This is a genomic window from Tenacibaculum sp. 190524A05c (assembly GCF_964036595.1).
Lineage (GTDB): Bacteria > Bacteroidota > Bacteroidia > Flavobacteriales > Flavobacteriaceae > Polaribacter > Polaribacter platacis.
This window is the reverse complement of record NZ_OZ038523.1, coordinates 1549320-1563905: the sequence shown is the minus strand read 5'-3', so window position 1 is coordinate 1563905 and position 14586 is coordinate 1549320. Positions and strand designations below refer to the sequence as shown.

Annotated in this window: 10 protein-coding genes; 2 read left to right on the top strand and 8 right to left on the bottom strand. The window is 29.5% G+C overall.

Annotated features, from left to right (window positions below):
• Positions 1 to 6 precede the first annotated feature (6 nt).
• The 7 genes from ABNT61_RS06615 to ABNT61_RS06585 form a co-directional block, all read right to left on the bottom strand.
• Positions 7 to 867 carry an NAD(P)-dependent oxidoreductase gene (locus tag ABNT61_RS06615; protein WP_348745312.1) on the bottom strand — a complete coding sequence of 287 codons (861 nt, stop codon included), beginning with the start codon at positions 865 to 867 and terminating at the stop codon, positions 7 to 9.
• Entirely contained in the window at positions 860 to 2452 is a 1593-nt protein-coding gene (locus ABNT61_RS06610; protein WP_348745311.1) for a GMC oxidoreductase, read from the bottom strand. Before ABNT61_RS06610 ends, ABNT61_RS06615 begins: the two co-directional genes overlap by 8 nt.
• Positions 2449 to 2832: a hypothetical protein gene (locus ABNT61_RS06605; protein ID WP_348745310.1), complete on the bottom strand. Its 384-nt coding sequence runs from the start codon at positions 2830 to 2832 to the stop codon at positions 2449 to 2451. Before ABNT61_RS06605 ends, ABNT61_RS06610 begins: the two co-directional genes overlap by 4 nt.
• Before the next feature lie 3 nt (positions 2833 to 2835).
• On the bottom strand, positions 2836 to 5175 hold the full coding sequence (locus ABNT61_RS06600) for a tetratricopeptide repeat protein (RefSeq protein WP_348745309.1): 2340 nt from the start codon (positions 5173 to 5175) through the stop codon (positions 2836 to 2838).
• A gap of 4 nt (positions 5176 to 5179) precedes the next feature.
• Positions 5180 to 7471: a tetratricopeptide repeat protein gene (locus ABNT61_RS06595; protein ID WP_348745308.1), complete on the bottom strand. Its 2292-nt coding sequence runs from the start codon at positions 7469 to 7471 to the stop codon at positions 5180 to 5182.
• Positions 7472 to 7474: 3 nt separating this feature from the next.
• Positions 7475 to 8908, bottom strand: coding sequence for a sodium:solute symporter (locus tag ABNT61_RS06590; RefSeq protein WP_348745307.1), 1434 nt, complete (start codon positions 8906 to 8908; stop codon positions 7475 to 7477).
• 96 nt (positions 8909 to 9004) lie between these two features.
• The gene (locus tag ABNT61_RS06585; protein ID WP_348724277.1) at positions 9005 to 9637 is read right to left on the bottom strand and encodes an NAD(P)H-dependent oxidoreductase; all 633 of its coding nucleotides are present in this window, start codon (positions 9635 to 9637) and stop codon (positions 9005 to 9007) included.
• A 208-nt stretch (positions 9638 to 9845) separates the two neighbouring features.
• On the opposite strand from ABNT61_RS06585, the gene ABNT61_RS06580 reads away from it, so the two are divergent.
• A complete protein-coding gene (locus tag ABNT61_RS06580) occupies positions 9846 to 11120 on the top strand; it encodes a DUF2851 family protein (protein ID WP_348745306.1) in 1275 nt (424 codons plus the stop codon).
• An 85-nt stretch (positions 11121 to 11205) separates the two neighbouring features.
• Entirely contained in the window at positions 11206 to 11967 is a 762-nt protein-coding gene (locus tag ABNT61_RS06575) for an SH3 domain-containing protein (RefSeq protein ID WP_348745305.1), read from the top strand.
• 74 nt (positions 11968 to 12041) lie between these two features.
• Here the strand turns inward: ABNT61_RS06575 and ABNT61_RS06570 are convergent, their stop codons facing one another.
• Entirely contained in the window at positions 12042 to 14495 is a 2454-nt protein-coding gene (locus tag ABNT61_RS06570; protein WP_348745304.1) for a thiamine pyrophosphate-dependent enzyme, read from the bottom strand.
• Between the last annotated feature and the right edge of the window lie 91 nt (positions 14496 to 14586).

Here is a 14586-nt window from a genome sequence, read left to right as displayed (position 1 = left end):
ATTGAATTATTTCTTAAAAGTAAGTAAACTTTCATCAAAATCTCTCAAATCTGCATCAGTAATTTCTGTAATTAAATGTTGAGGTAATGAAGTCATGTTTTTTAATCCTTTTAAGTTTTCTGTAGAAACAGGGAGTTTTAATCCGATTGACTGTGTGAAACCTAATAATCTTAACAAAAATGAAGTTGAAATACTTATAAAGAAACGTTTTTTACCTAGATGATTGGCTATTTTCTTATAGAATAGTTTCATGGTAAGTGTTTCTTTTTTTACAATAACATAATTTCCCACTTTAAAATCGTCGATTATCAAAGAACATATTTTACATACATCAATTAAACTAATGTATTGTAACTTTTGAACACCATTATCGAATATTGGTACAAATGGTATTTTTTTGATGAAAGAAAACATCTTCATAAATAATCCACCATTACCAATTACCAATCCTAATTTCAGTATTACATCTTTTTGTATATCTAATAACTTTTCAATACTCATTTTAGAAACAGCATATCTTGAAGTTATATGTTCTTGTGCTGAAACCGTTGAGAGAAAAATGATTTTAATATTATGAGTTCTACACTTTTCAATTAACTTTTTTGTTCCGCTAAAATTGATATCCTCTTCATTATTTGATAAAAGAGGTTTGTATGCACAATGAATTAGGATATCAATATCTTTAAAATCAGAATCGTTTAACTCTTGTTCTAAGTGATATTCTACATAAGAAACATTTTTAGTTGTCTCTTTTGGTATTTTTCTTTGAAACGCATAGATGAAGTAATTTTCTAAACTAGAAAAATGTTCCAGTAATGCTTTGCCAACATATCCGGAAGTTCCTGTAATAATAATTTTTTTAGTCATTTTCTAGTGATTTTAAACTAACACGATGCGCATTTGCCATTGCCGTTAAGGTAACACCCTTTGCTGGTAAAAATGTAAAGGAAGAAGCATCTATAATATAAACATTATTGCTTCCAGAAAGTTTACCATTTAAATTCGTTGTTAGTGGTTTTTCATCATTCGAAAAAGGTAATGTTCCTGCATAATGTATACTAGAACCTTTGGGTGTTTGAATTACTTTTAAAGGAATACATTTTAATTTAAAAAGTATTTTTTTTAGACGCTTTATCAGTCCTTTTTCCTGAGTCTTTTCTTCGTTGTTTTCAGTGGTAATGAACCGTAGTTTATCATTCGTAATTGTTGTGTCATCTTTTTCTAGAATAAGTTGATCTGTATGATTTTGAGTTTTGGAAATATGAAATCCAACAATAACAATACTCGAATGCAAAAACTTAAATAATAAACGCGAGACCTTAATATTCAAAGGAGATTCTTTCACCAGTTTAAAGAGTAAAAGAGATCTATAAGTAAAGAAATTAGCGATCTCTAAATGCTTTTTATTTTTGATATATAAGGTGAGTTGAGATAAACCTATTTTCTTTTTTGAGTTAAGTTTACCTAACATTTTTAGATTAATACAAGGAATATAGAAGTAGGAGTTACATAATAAACTTAGTTTCTTGTTATAATTATTTGTTGACCTAAGCACGATTCTAGTTGTTCCAAATACCGAAGCTCCTAACATTAGTTTTTTACAGAAATAAACTACTTTTTCTTGAGTTTTTGTATGAATGATTGTAACTTCTATCTGATTTTCTACCTCTTTATATCCATAGACATATGCATTGTTTACATATGAAAAGTTCTTATTGTTTTTAAGCTCATTAAGTGTAATCCAAGGTCTATAGGCTGATTTATTGTTGTCGTGCCAAAAATCCATATCATTATACTCATACGCTTTTCTATTTTCTTTTGGTGAACTAATTACAGCTAAAGGAGTACGTTTTAAGTGAATTTCTTTGGTATTGAAATATTTCTGGTTTTTATGATATGATTTTTGAATTTTTTGAATGCTCTTGTCGGTTTCAAGTGGAACTTCTTCAGGATAATTATTGGCATGATTCCCTTCGGTGATTCCAATCCTTTCAAACATTGTTTTATAGGCTGAATCCATTTCATCTGGAGATAATCCCGATTTTTCTAATTCTTCTTTCGTAAATAAATAAGAACCAGTTCCCCAAGCAGTTCCTAATCCTCCTTTTGCAAAACTTTCGAATACTTCAAATTCGTTCGATGTATAAGGAGCTAGCTCTTCAGTATCTCTAATAACATATTTTCTAGAAGGAGTAAGATGGTAACCAGGTTTTAATTCACCCCAAGGAATACCGATATAATTTTTACCTAAAAATAATTCCGTTTGATTTGTATTTTCCTTACGAATATTTAGAAAATTTTTATTAGGAAAGTTAATACCAGATTCATCTTCATTTCCAACATCCAACATTAATACTTGAGCACCATTTTCTAAAAGTGTTTGTGCAGATTGAACTCCGGTACATCCAGATCCAACTACGATATAATCAAATATTTTAGAGGTATTCATCATAGTTTGAATCGGATTAAAATAATTCCTAATAATGCTTGAATAAGCGCTAATGGAACTTTATAAGTTAGTTGTAAAAAATCACTTAACAATGATTTTTCATTTATAAAGTACTTGTGATAATGTTCGTTTGCTTCCAATATAGCTAAAGCAATAAAAATCTTTTTTCGAACATTAGAATCGGGTTGTGAAAGGCTAAAACCACTATCGTAAATACCGAAAAAAAATTTACTTTTTAACATTCTATTCCAGGCCTTTTGTTCATAACCAGAAAGTTGTGTGTTCTTTTCTTGTATTGCCTTTTCATAATGCATTCCTAATTCAACAGGAACATTATCAATACTGAAGAGATAATTAGCTATTTTATTGAATTCACTAGACATTCTTTATTTGTTTTCTATAGCTACTTTTAAGTTGTTTTTAGCCAAGTTATTATTAGGGTTTAAATCAATAGCTTTTTTACAAGCTTCTTCTGCTTTTTTAAATTCTTTTAACTGATTATAACAGGTGCAAATATTATTGTAAGCAATAGATGTAGGTTTGATTTCTATTGATTTTACATTATTTTGAATACAATATTGGTATTGTCCTTTGCTATAATTTAGTAAACCAATTTTAATATAATCCTCCTCATTTAGATATAACGATTTGGGTGTGTTGAACGGATTTTCAAAAGTGTCTTTGTAAGCAATAGCAATATTCAAATTGTTTTTTGCTAAGACATAGTTTGGGTTAATTTTGATAGCCCTATTGTAAGCTTGTATCGCCCAGTCAAAGTTATTCAACGAAAAATAGGCAAACCCCATGTTATTGTATGCAACACTGTAGTTGTTATCTAATTCTAACGCCTTTTTAGCGGCAGTAATCGCTTCTTTGTATTTTTTAATTTTAATGTTTTTTATGCTTAATTGGAGATAGCTTTCTTTACTAGGTTGTTTGTTAATTTGTTCTAATTCAATTTTGAATATCGTTTTTTTGTCCTTTACAATAGAAGTGTACCGATCTATCAATTTTGAGTTTTTAGATTTTGATACTGATTGTTGTAATTTATCCCAACTTTCTGTCTTGTGATAAGCCTCCATTAATAACTCTTCGCTGTTTTTTATAGGAAAACCAGGAGGCGACTTTTGAATTGCGATTTCTAAAATTTTAATAGCTTCATTTAATCGATGGTGTTTGAAAAGAAATTTACCATATTGATAATATGCTTCGGGGTTTTCATACAAACTATGCTTTAAAGTGGTAGCCTTTATAAAATTCTTTTCTGCTTCAACAATATTGCCTTCAATGTTCAGAATAATAGCTAGGTTTATATAAAAAGAAGAATAATAAGGATTTGACTTTATACCTTTTGTCAGGAGTTCTTTCGCCTTAGCAAATTCACCTTTTTTCATGTGAATTTTAGCAACATTATTTGAAGCTGTTTGTTCTGTAGGATTGTCCTTAAAAATTTCCAGCCATAAAGATTCATAACTAAGCCAAACTTTATTCCTTTGATAAGTTCCATAAGCATTAGTTAGAATTAATATAGAAAAAAGTGTGAATCCAATTTTTGTAATAACTTCTTTTGCATAAAACTGTAAAAGATATTGTCTTAATACATTTAAGCTAGCGATAAAAGCAATAGTTAATCCTATATAAGGTATAAAAGCCCTATGAGAATTAGCGGTTTCAGCAAAAGCAATTATAGAGGAAGATGGTAAGAGACTAATGAAAAACCAAGATAGACCAAATGCAATTAATTTTGTTTTTTTCTTAAAAGATGTAATTACAATAATGAATAAGAAAAAGAATATTATAAGAAAACCTATTATACTTTTATAATTAAATATGCTTGGATATAATTTCCAGTCTGGAATAGTAGACAAGTCGAAAGGGAAAAAATAACTATATAAATAATAAGAGATTACCATAGGTTGGGTAATGAAATATTCATAAGTTTTGTCACTACCGTGATACAGATTACTCATATACTTATAAAAAAAGTAGTATAGCACAGTAATTATAAATGCCGGTAAAACTTTCTTAATTGCTGAGAATATTTTCAGTAACTCACTTTTCTTAGCTATTGATTTCGTTTCAATGTTTTCTTCAAATAATATAATGTAAATAAAAAGGAGGGGAGCAAATACAAAACCCATTTCTTTAGACATAAAACCCATTATGGGAAAAATTAAATACAAATATTTTGATTTCCATATACCTCCCTTAATGTAGGTTAGTAACCCTAAAAGAATAAAAAAAGCAGAGGTTATTTCTGCTCTTTGAATAATATAATTTACAGTTTCGGAATTTGCTTTAGCTAATCCAAAAAATGCTACAACGCAAAAGGAAAATACCTTGGCATGATACTCTGAGTAATTAAAGTAATGTTTTAGGATAGTATTAGTTAGTAGATATATTAATATACAAGTGCCAATAAAAACAAGTAATATGTGAATATGAAAAGGAATTGGAGAAAGTCCTCCAGCTATATTATAATCTATAGCGTTTTCTAAGGTTGTAACTGGTCTATAAACCTTATGAGCAGGATAAGCGCTAAAAGTACCAGCATCTGTAAAATAAGCTTTGATGTCAAAATCACCTAATGCTTCGTTCAAGGAAATGGTGTGTTTATCATCAAGGTTAAAACTATTATTAAAATGATTAGAATAAGCAAGAATTATTAAAATGATTAAGAATCCTAATAATTTAATTGGTGAAAGTTTTAAAAATCGTTGAATCATTCTATTACTTTAATTTATTCTTGGCGAAATTGAGATTCCCTTGTGCAGTTTTGTTATTTTTATTCAGAAGAAGTGCTTTTTCACAAGCTTTCAGAGCTTCTTTATATTTTTCTAATTGATTATATGCTGTGCATATATTATTGTATGCTACAGAAGTTGGTTCAATCTCAATTGATTTTTTAGCTGAGTTAATACATTCCTTATAATTACCATTATTGTAAAAAACTAAACTTTCATTAATATGAAAATCTCTCATTTTAGATTTTGAGTTTTCAGTATTCAAAAGGTTATTTTTCGCTAAAGTATAATCAGGTTTTAATTCTATAGCTTTAGTGTAAGCATTAAGGGCTCCATTATAATCGTTCAGCATAAAGTTAGCAATTCCAAGATTATTATATGCTTCGGCATAATTAGGATTTAATTTGAGAGCTTCTAAACTAGCTTTTTTAGCTTCTTTATAGTTCTTAGAATTGTAATACAATAGACTTAGGTTTAAATAATCCTCAGAGCTTGGATCTGATTTAATTTTAGCTTTTAAGCTGTTAATCTCTTTTAGTTTGCCTTTTACATTATCTAAAGATGTTAACGCCTTTTTGTTAGTAGGGTCTTTTAGAAGTATTGCCTCGCTGAGGTTTTTAAGTTTTTCGTATTGTTTCGTTTCCTGATAAATATCTAAAAGTAAATGTAAACTTTTCGGATAGGTATCAGAAAGTCTTATTGAATTCAATAATTTTTGCTCAGCTTCTTTCAGTCTATTGTTCTTTTTTAGAAAATCAGCATAAAAGTATAAAGTCATGTAATCAGATTTTATATTTTCTGCCTGTTTTAAATACTTTTCTGCTTCAATTGTATTTCCTTTTTGATTTTCTATTATAGCCAGATTAACATGCAAGTAGTGATAGTTTGGAACTATTTTTATAGCTTTTTTAAAGTTTTTTTCTGCTTCATCAAACTTACCATTTCTCATTAATATCACTCCTAAATTCATTAATCCTCTACCATTATTAGGACTTTTAATGGCGTTGTCTTTCCATAATGAATATTCATTATCCCAAACTTTATTTCGTTCAATGATTCCATAAATATTTCCACTGAAGAAAATAAAAAGAAAAGCATAAACTAAAAGATTAACTTTTTTTATTGAACTGTTGTTTTGAAGTTTTATGTAAAGATTGTAAAGTATAGAAACTACTGCAATAGTTAATCCTATGTAAGCTAAAAAAGCTCTATGATTATTCATTACCTCTGACAAAGGAATGATAGAGGAACTAGGAATTAGTGCTACGTAAAACCAAAGAATTCCAAAGGAGAATAAGCGCAAGTTTTTTTTGTTACTAACTTTTAGGGTAAAAAATAAAATCACAAAATGGATTAAAAAACCAAGAATTACTCTATAATCAGCTATAGATCCATATGCTGTCCAGTCAGAATCTAGAGATAGATTATAAGGAAAAAAATACGAAACCATATAATGCGCAATTGCCATAGGTTGCGTTATAAAGTAGTTAAATGCGCTACTATTTGCAGTAACATAATTGTTTGCAACGGCAGGTTTGTACACCAAGAAATAAAACAAGAACATTACAGCGAAAGCAGGAACTGTCTTTTTGATGGTATTTAGTATTCCTTTTATATTTTCTGATGATTTTAAATTGAATATATAAACCTTTTCTTCTAGTATGAGTATATAAACAAAAAGTAAAAAAGGAAAAATAAAAGCCATTTCCTTGGCAAAGAAACCAATGAAAGGAAAAATTAAATATAAATATGTCTTTCGTAAAAATCCATTATGGATATAAAAAATTAAGCCTAGTACAACGAATAAAGCAGCTGTAATTTCTGCTCTTTGAATAATATAATTTACAGTTTGTGTATTTGCACATAAAAAACAAAACATAGCGCTTATGAGTAAAGCGATATATTGGTTGTAATTTGAGGATTGATTTCTTCTTAAAAGAAGTAAAGCTAGGAAGTAAATTGCTATTCCAAGAAATATATAAATAGTAAAAATATGAGAGTGAAATACTTTAGGATTTAATCCTCCTCCGATAACATAATCCGTTGCGTTTTCCAAAGTAGTTAATGGTCGATACGTTTGATTTCCTGGTAACGAACTGAATGTTTTTGAATCAGTGAAGAAGTCTACAATCTCAATCGTTTTTATGGAGTTATTATTTACGATGGTATGCTTATCATCGAAGTAAAACCCATTATCAAAATGACCTGAATACACAATTGCTAGTGTTACTATTGTAAGCAAACTAAGTCCAATAAAACGAAGATTTTTACTCGTCATTTATTATTTTCTTTTGATTAAATATAAGCCTAAAAATGTTAATGCTCCGTTTAAAATTAGTACGAAAAATCCAAAATCAAAACCTAAGCTCTTTTTTGTATAAGTACTAATTAAAAATGTAAGGATAGGAGCAAGGATACAAATTATAGGAACCAATTTATCTTTAACATTAAGTTTTGTGAATAAGCCAAAAGCATATAATCCTAATAATGGTCCGTAAGTATAACCAGCAAACTGAAATATCTTAGCGATTACACTAGCGTCTGCAATAAAATATTTAAATATTAGAATAGTCGCAATAAGTATTAATGAAAATAGAATATGAATTTTCTTTCTTGTTTGTTCTTTCTCTTCTTCGTTATCTTTTTTATCAATTTCCAAAATGTCAATACTAAAAGAAGTTGTTAATGAAGTTAAAGCACTATCAGCACTAGAATACGCTGCTGCTATTAATCCAAGTAAAAAGAATAGAGAAGTGGCTAATCCTAATTCACCACTCATAGCTATTGTTGGAAATAAATTGTCTTTATGTGCATTGATTTCGTTTGCAGTAGCGTAATCAGTTAGTAATACCCCTAAGGCTAAGAAGAAAAAGTTTACAATCACTAAAACAATGGTGAACCAAAACATGTTTTTCTGAGCATCTTTTAAATTTCTACAGGTTAGGTTTTTTTGCATCATATCCTGATCTAAACCTGTCATTACAATTGCAATAAAAGCTCCAGAGAAAAATTGCTTCCAAAAGTAGTTTCCAGCATTTACATCTTCAAAAAAGAAAACTTTTGATAGTTTGTTTTCCGAGATATAACCCAACAAGCTATCAATTTCTAGGGCATCTTTTATCATTATAATACAAACTCCAACAGCAATCAACATGAATAAAGTTTGCAAAGTATCTGTCCAAACAATTGTTTTTATTCCTCCTTTAAAAGTGTATAACCAAATTAATAGAATAGTTATCGTAACCGTCACCCAAAAAGGAATTCCGTAGGCATCAAAAAGAATAAGTTGTAAAACGTTTGCAACTAAAAATAATCTAAAAGCAGCTCCAATGATTCTTGAAATTAAAAAGAAAGAAGCTCCAGTTTTATATGATGATTTTCCAAATCTATCTTCTAAGTAGGTGTAAATAGAAGTCAGGTTTAATTTATAGTAGAGTGGAAGTAATACTAACCCGATTACAGCATAACCAACAATATATCCTAAAACCATTTGCATATAGCTCATTTGTTGAGCTTCTATCCATCCAGGAACAGAAATAAAGGTAACTCCAGATAAAGAAGCACCAATCATTCCGAAGGCAACTAAGTACCAAGGTGATGAATTATTGGCTTTAAAAAAGGTTTGATTATTTGCGGATTTTCCTGTGATATAAGAGATTAAAACTAATACACTGAAGTATCCAATAATAAGAAGTAAAATATATAGTGGTTGCATCTAATAATTTTTTCTGCCACTAATATAAAATAAAAAAAGGGCTGAAGATAATTTCAGTTATCAACGCCCTTATATACATAATCCCCCAATTAAGTCTTAGCTAATATGTAATACCGTTTCATCTGTCTCTTTACGAACTTTTTTCAAGTCTTTCATAAAGTCATCTTCAGCTCTATATCCTACTGGCATTACTAATACAGATCTTAAATTTTTTGAAGCAAGATCTAAAACTTCATCATATTTTTCAGGAACAAACCCTTCCATCGGACAAGAATCTATTTTTTCTAAAGCACAAACCGTCATTAAATTTCCTAATGCGATGTAGGCTTGATTCTTATTCCAAGCGTATAATTCTTCTTGTGATTTTTGTTTGAAACTACCCATAAGAAATTCTTTAAACGGATTTAAAATTTCATCTGGAGTGTTTCTTATTTCTTTTACAAGATTAAAATAATGTTCTACTTCTCTTTCAGTATATTCTGCTGGGATACATAATACTAAAACATGAGAGGCTTGCAATACTTGTTGTTGATTCCAACTATGTTCAACTAATTGCTTTTGAATTTCTTTATTCTGAACAACCACTAATGTAATTGGCTGCAAACCGTAAGAAGTTGCAGTTAAATTAAAAGCTTCTTTTAGTGTTGTTATTTGCTCTTCAGTTAAGGATTTATTTTCGTCAAATTTTTTAACAGCATATCGCCATTGTAAACTTTCAATTGTATTCATTGATCTAATTTGAGACAAAATTAAGTATATATACAGGTTTTAAAAGAAGTTAACTATTGAAAAAACTTATACGACGATATGTAAAATCTTACCCAATAGGTAACTCTCTTAAGATGATTTGATAATGAGTTATACCTAGTTTTAATAAGGATTAGGTTTAACATTTTTTTTATAAATTGACCTGGAAAAAATTGAAGAAAAAAAAGCTATGAAAGAAAAATTTCTGCACTATGTGTGGCAGTATAAACTGTTGCATCAAACCAAATTATATTCCACCGAAAATGAAAAAATTACTATCATAAACTGTGGAGTATACAATACAAATTCTGGACCTGATTTCTTAAATGCTAAAATTCAAATTGATAATCAATTATGGTATGGTAATATTGAAATACATGTAAAATCTTCTGATTGGTATGTACATCAACATGAAACGGATTCTAATTATGATGCTGTTATATTGCATGTAGTTTGGGAAAACGATGCAGAGGTGTTTATGAAAAATAATAAGCCTATTCCAACGCTAGAATTGAATGATAAAGTCGATGGAAATATTTTAAAGAACTATCAATCTTTGGTCTACCAAAATTCAAACTGGATTCCTTGTGGAAAACAAATTTCTAAAGTAAATTCTTTTACATTAGAAAATTGGATAGAACGATTGTTCTTTGAACGATTAGAACAAAAATCTAAGTTTATACTAGAATTATTGAGTAGAACCAATAATGATTATGAGGCTGTTTTATTTCAAATGTTAGCTAAGAATTTTGGTCTTAAAGTAAATAGCGAAGCATTTTTAAAACTATCTCAATCTTTTAGTTTTTCCGTTTTACGGAAGGTTAGACATAAAGAAGTTGAAATTTCTGCTTTATTATTTGGTCAGGGAGGATTTTTGAAAGATGATGTAGATATTTTCTTTTACAAGAATTTAAAAAATGAATATCAATATCTGAAGCATAAGTATCAATTGAAACCTCTAAAAAAAGAGTATTTTCAATTCTTTAGAATGAGACCCAGTAATTTTCCTACGATTAGAGTTGCTCAGTTATCAGCTTTATACAGTAAACATCAGAATTTATTTGCTGAAGTATTAAAAAGCGATAATGTTGATTTTTTTTATGACCTTTTTGATATTAAAGTTCACCTGTTTTGGAAATCCCATTACACCTTTGAAAAAGAATCCAAGAAGTCCTCTAAAAAGTTGTCAAAATCATTTATAGACTTGGTAATTATAAATACAATTATTCCGTTAAAATACGTTTATTTTAAAAGTAAGGGAATTCTGAAAGAAGAAGAGTTATTGAGTTTAGTGAAGTCATTAAAACCAGAGAGAAATTCGATAATCAGTAATTTTGAGAAACTTAGAGTTAGGTGTGATAATAGTTATACTTCTCAATCTTTATTACAATTAAAAAATAGGTATTGTGATGCCAAAAGATGTTTAGATTGCGCAATTGGTGATAAGTTAGTAAAGGCTCAATAAGAACAAAAGAACTGGAAAACTTTACATTTTGCTAAAAATTAACTTAATTATTTAATTATATATTTGTTATCAAAATCAATTTAAAATGAAAAAAATAATCATTGCTATCGTTTCACTTTCAACAATGTTTGTAAGCTGTAAAGCAGAAGGTGGAAAATCAGACAAAACTACTGAAGAACAATCAACTGAAGTTAAAACTGAGGAAACTTCGACTACAGAAGCTGAAGACAAAAGCGGAGATGCTATTTGTGTTTTAGACAAATTATCTGTTAGAGAAACACCAAACGCAAAAGGGAAGTGGGTTACTTCTATGAGTTTAGGAGAGAAGGTTTATTTCACAGGCGAGTCTACATTGGATTCTGTTTCTAAAAAAGAGTATTTTAAAATCAAGTTAATTGATGGTAAAGAAGGATGGTCGCGTTCTACTTTTTTAGCTGTTAACAGTAAAGTAGGAGTAATGTTACAAGATGCTAATGTATATAAGCGCCCTGATTTATTAACTAAAACTGATACTAAATACAGTCCAATGGATATTATTGCAGTAGTTGCTACTCAAGATGATTGGGCTCAAGTAAAGGGTAAAAGAGCAGAAGGAAAATATATCGAAGAGGTATGGGTAAAAGCTGCTAATATTTCTGAAAAGTCAGTTGATATTGCTGTAGCAAAGTTTGCAGGTCAAGCAATTGCAAAAGAAACTATGACTGATAGAATTAAAGCTTTACAAGAAATTGTTGATAATACAGATTTTGCTGGAGCTTCTTTCATGGATTTAATCAAAGATAAAATCCGAGATTATGAATCTAAGAACAAAGAAATCGATGTTCAGGATGTAAAAGTAGAAGAATAAGAATTGCTTATTTCTATAAAAAGTAAAAGCCAGTTTTAAAAACTGGCTTTTTTTATTTTTATGAGTTATCTAATTTAGTATAAACTCTTAAATTCAGTTGGATTAGCTTCGTGCATAATCTCATACACTTTCTCAAATATATCTTCTGCAGATGGTTTAGAGAAATAATCTCCATCAGTTCCATAAGCTGGTCTGTGTGCTTTTGCACTTAAAGTTTGTGGCTTACTATCTAAATGTACATATCCATTTTGATTTTCAAGAACTTCTTGAAGTAAATAAGCTGAAGCTCCACCAGGTACATCTTCATCAACAACTAATAATCTATTTGTTTTAGCTAAAGACTTTACTGTATCATGATTTTTATCAAAAGGAAGTAAACTTTGCGCATCAACAATTTCAACATTAATTCCTACTTGTTGTAAATCTCTTGCGGCTTCCTCAACCAAACGTAAAGTTGATCCGTACGATAAAATTGTAATATCTGTTCCTTCTTTAATTACTTCTACCTCTCCAATTGGAGTTTTAAACTCACCAAGGTTATTCGGTAATTCTTCTTTTAAACGGTAACCATTTAAACATTCAACAACTAAAGCAGGATCATCACCTTCTAATAAAGTGTTATAGAAACCAGCAGCTTTAGTCATGTTTCTTGGTACTAAAACGTGAATACCACGAACATTATTTATAATTCCTCCCATTGGAGAACCAGCATGCCAAATTCCTTCTAAACGGTGACCACGAGTACGAATAATTAAAGGAGCCTTTTGCTTACCATAAGTTCTGTAACGAAGTGTTGCTAAATCGTCACTCATTATTTGTAAAGCATATAATAAATAATCTAAGTATTGAATTTCAGCAATAGGACGTAATCCTCTCATTGCCATTCCAATTCCTTGACCTAAAATTGTAGCTTCTCTAATTCCTGTATCTGAAACTCTTAATTCACCAAATTTTTCTTGTAAACCTTCTAATCCTTGGTTCACATCTCCAATATATCCAGCGTCTTCACCAAATACTAAAACTTCAGGATGCTTTTCAAGAATTGCTTCGAAGTTATCACGCATAATAACTCTAGCATCTACAATGTTTTTCTCGTTATCGTATGTTGGTTTAACTTCTTCAGAATTTACAACTGAGTTATCTGCGTCATTTAATAAGTGAGAAGAATACTTATCGTAAGCAGTTTTAATGCTTTCCTTGATAAAGTTTTGTAATTCGATTTTCTCGGCGAAATTCTCATCACGAATTAAGCGTAAAACTTTTCTACAAGCACTTAAAATATCTTTTCTAATTGGCTCTGAAATAGCCGAAAGATCATTTTTATATTTTGTGATAAATGTTCCGTTACTACTTTTAGCAGCAACTTTATCTAATAGAGTAGTAGCAGTAATTACTTCAGACTTAATTTCATTGATAAAACTATTCCAAGCATTACGTTTCGCAGTACTAACTTCTTTCTTGATTGACTTATCTAAAGCTGTTAACTCTTCCTCGTTTTCAACAAAGCGTAAAACATCTCCTTGTTCGTCAGTTAACTCAAATTCAAGAATCCATTGTCTCATTTGAGCAATACAATCAAACTCTTTTTCCCACTCTAAACGTTCTTTTGATTTATATCTTTCATGAGAACCTGAAGTAGAGTGTCCTTGAGGTTGAGTTAATTCTTTAACATGTATTAACACAGGTACGTGTTGTTCTCTTGCAATTTCTGCAGCTTTGTTGTAAGTATCAATTAACTGTACGTAATCCCAACCATTCACAACAAATATCTCGTAACCGTTAGTTCCTTTCTCTCTTTGGAAACCTTTTAAAATTTCAGAAATACTTTCTTTAGTAGTTTGATGTCTTGCATGAACAGAAATTCCATACTCATCATCCCAAACACTCATTACCATTGGTACTTGTAATACTCCGGCAGCATTAATTGTTTCAAAAAACAATCCTTCACTTGTACTAGCATTTCCAATAGTTCCCCATGCTACTTCATTTCCTTTATTAGAAAAATTAGTAGCATCCTTTAATTCTTCAACATTTCTATAAATTTTAGAAGCCTGAGCTAAACCTAATAATCTAGGCATTTGTCCTGCTGTTGGAGAAATATCAGAAGAAGAATTCTTTTGAGCAGTTAAATTTTTCCAATTTCCATTTTCATCTAAAGAGTGTGTAGCAAAATGACCACCCATTTGTCTACCTGCAGACATTGGCTCTTGTGCAATATCTGTATGTGCATATAATCCTGCAAAAAATTGTTGTGCAGTTAATTCGCCAATGGCCATCATAAAAGTTTGATCACGATAATATCCTGATCTAAAGTCACCATTTTTAAAGGCTTTTGCCATTGCTAATTGTGGAACTTCTTTACCATCACCAAAAATTCCAAATTTAGCTTTACCAGTTAAAACTTCTCTTCTTCCAAGCAAACTACATTCTCTACTTAATCTGGCAATTTTGTAATCATTTAATACTTCATTTTTAAAGTCTTCAAATGATAATTTTTGTGAATTAGAAATTTCTACACTTTGGCTCATAAATAAACTTTTTGTTGGTCTGCAACAAAGATAGTTTTTTTAAATGAATTTTAAAAATCGATGTTTTTTTTGATAAAATCGTAAAAAAATG

Excerpts from the sequence above, each read along its gene's own strand:
- ABNT61_RS06615 (WP_348745312.1), bottom strand. The coding sequence starts at position 867 with ATGACTAAAAAAATTATTATTACAGGAACTTCCGGATATGTTGGCAAA.
- ABNT61_RS06610 (WP_348745311.1), bottom strand. The coding sequence starts at position 2,452 with ATGATGAATACCTCTAAAATATTTGATTATATCGTAGTTGGATCTGGA.
- ABNT61_RS06605 (WP_348745310.1), bottom strand. The coding sequence starts at position 2,832 with ATGTCTAGTGAATTCAATAAAATAGCTAATTATCTCTTCAGTATTGAT.
- ABNT61_RS06600 (WP_348745309.1), bottom strand. The coding sequence starts at position 5,175 with ATGATTCAACGATTTTTAAAACTTTCACCAATTAAATTATTAGGATTC.
- ABNT61_RS06595 (WP_348745308.1), bottom strand. The coding sequence starts at position 7,471 with ATGACGAGTAAAAATCTTCGTTTTATTGGACTTAGTTTGCTTACAATA.
- ABNT61_RS06590 (WP_348745307.1), bottom strand. The coding sequence starts at position 8,908 with ATGCAACCACTATATATTTTACTTCTTATTATTGGATACTTCAGTGTA.
- ABNT61_RS06585 (WP_348724277.1), bottom strand. The coding sequence starts at position 9,637 with ATGAATACAATTGAAAGTTTACAATGGCGATATGCTGTTAAAAAATTT.
- ABNT61_RS06580 (WP_348745306.1), top strand. The coding sequence starts at position 9,846 with ATGAAAGAAAAATTTCTGCACTATGTGTGGCAGTATAAACTGTTGCAT.
- ABNT61_RS06575 (WP_348745305.1), top strand. The coding sequence starts at position 11,206 with ATGAAAAAAATAATCATTGCTATCGTTTCACTTTCAACAATGTTTGTA.
- ABNT61_RS06570 (WP_348745304.1), bottom strand. The coding sequence starts at position 14,495 with ATGAGCCAAAGTGTAGAAATTTCTAATTCACAAAAATTATCATTTGAA.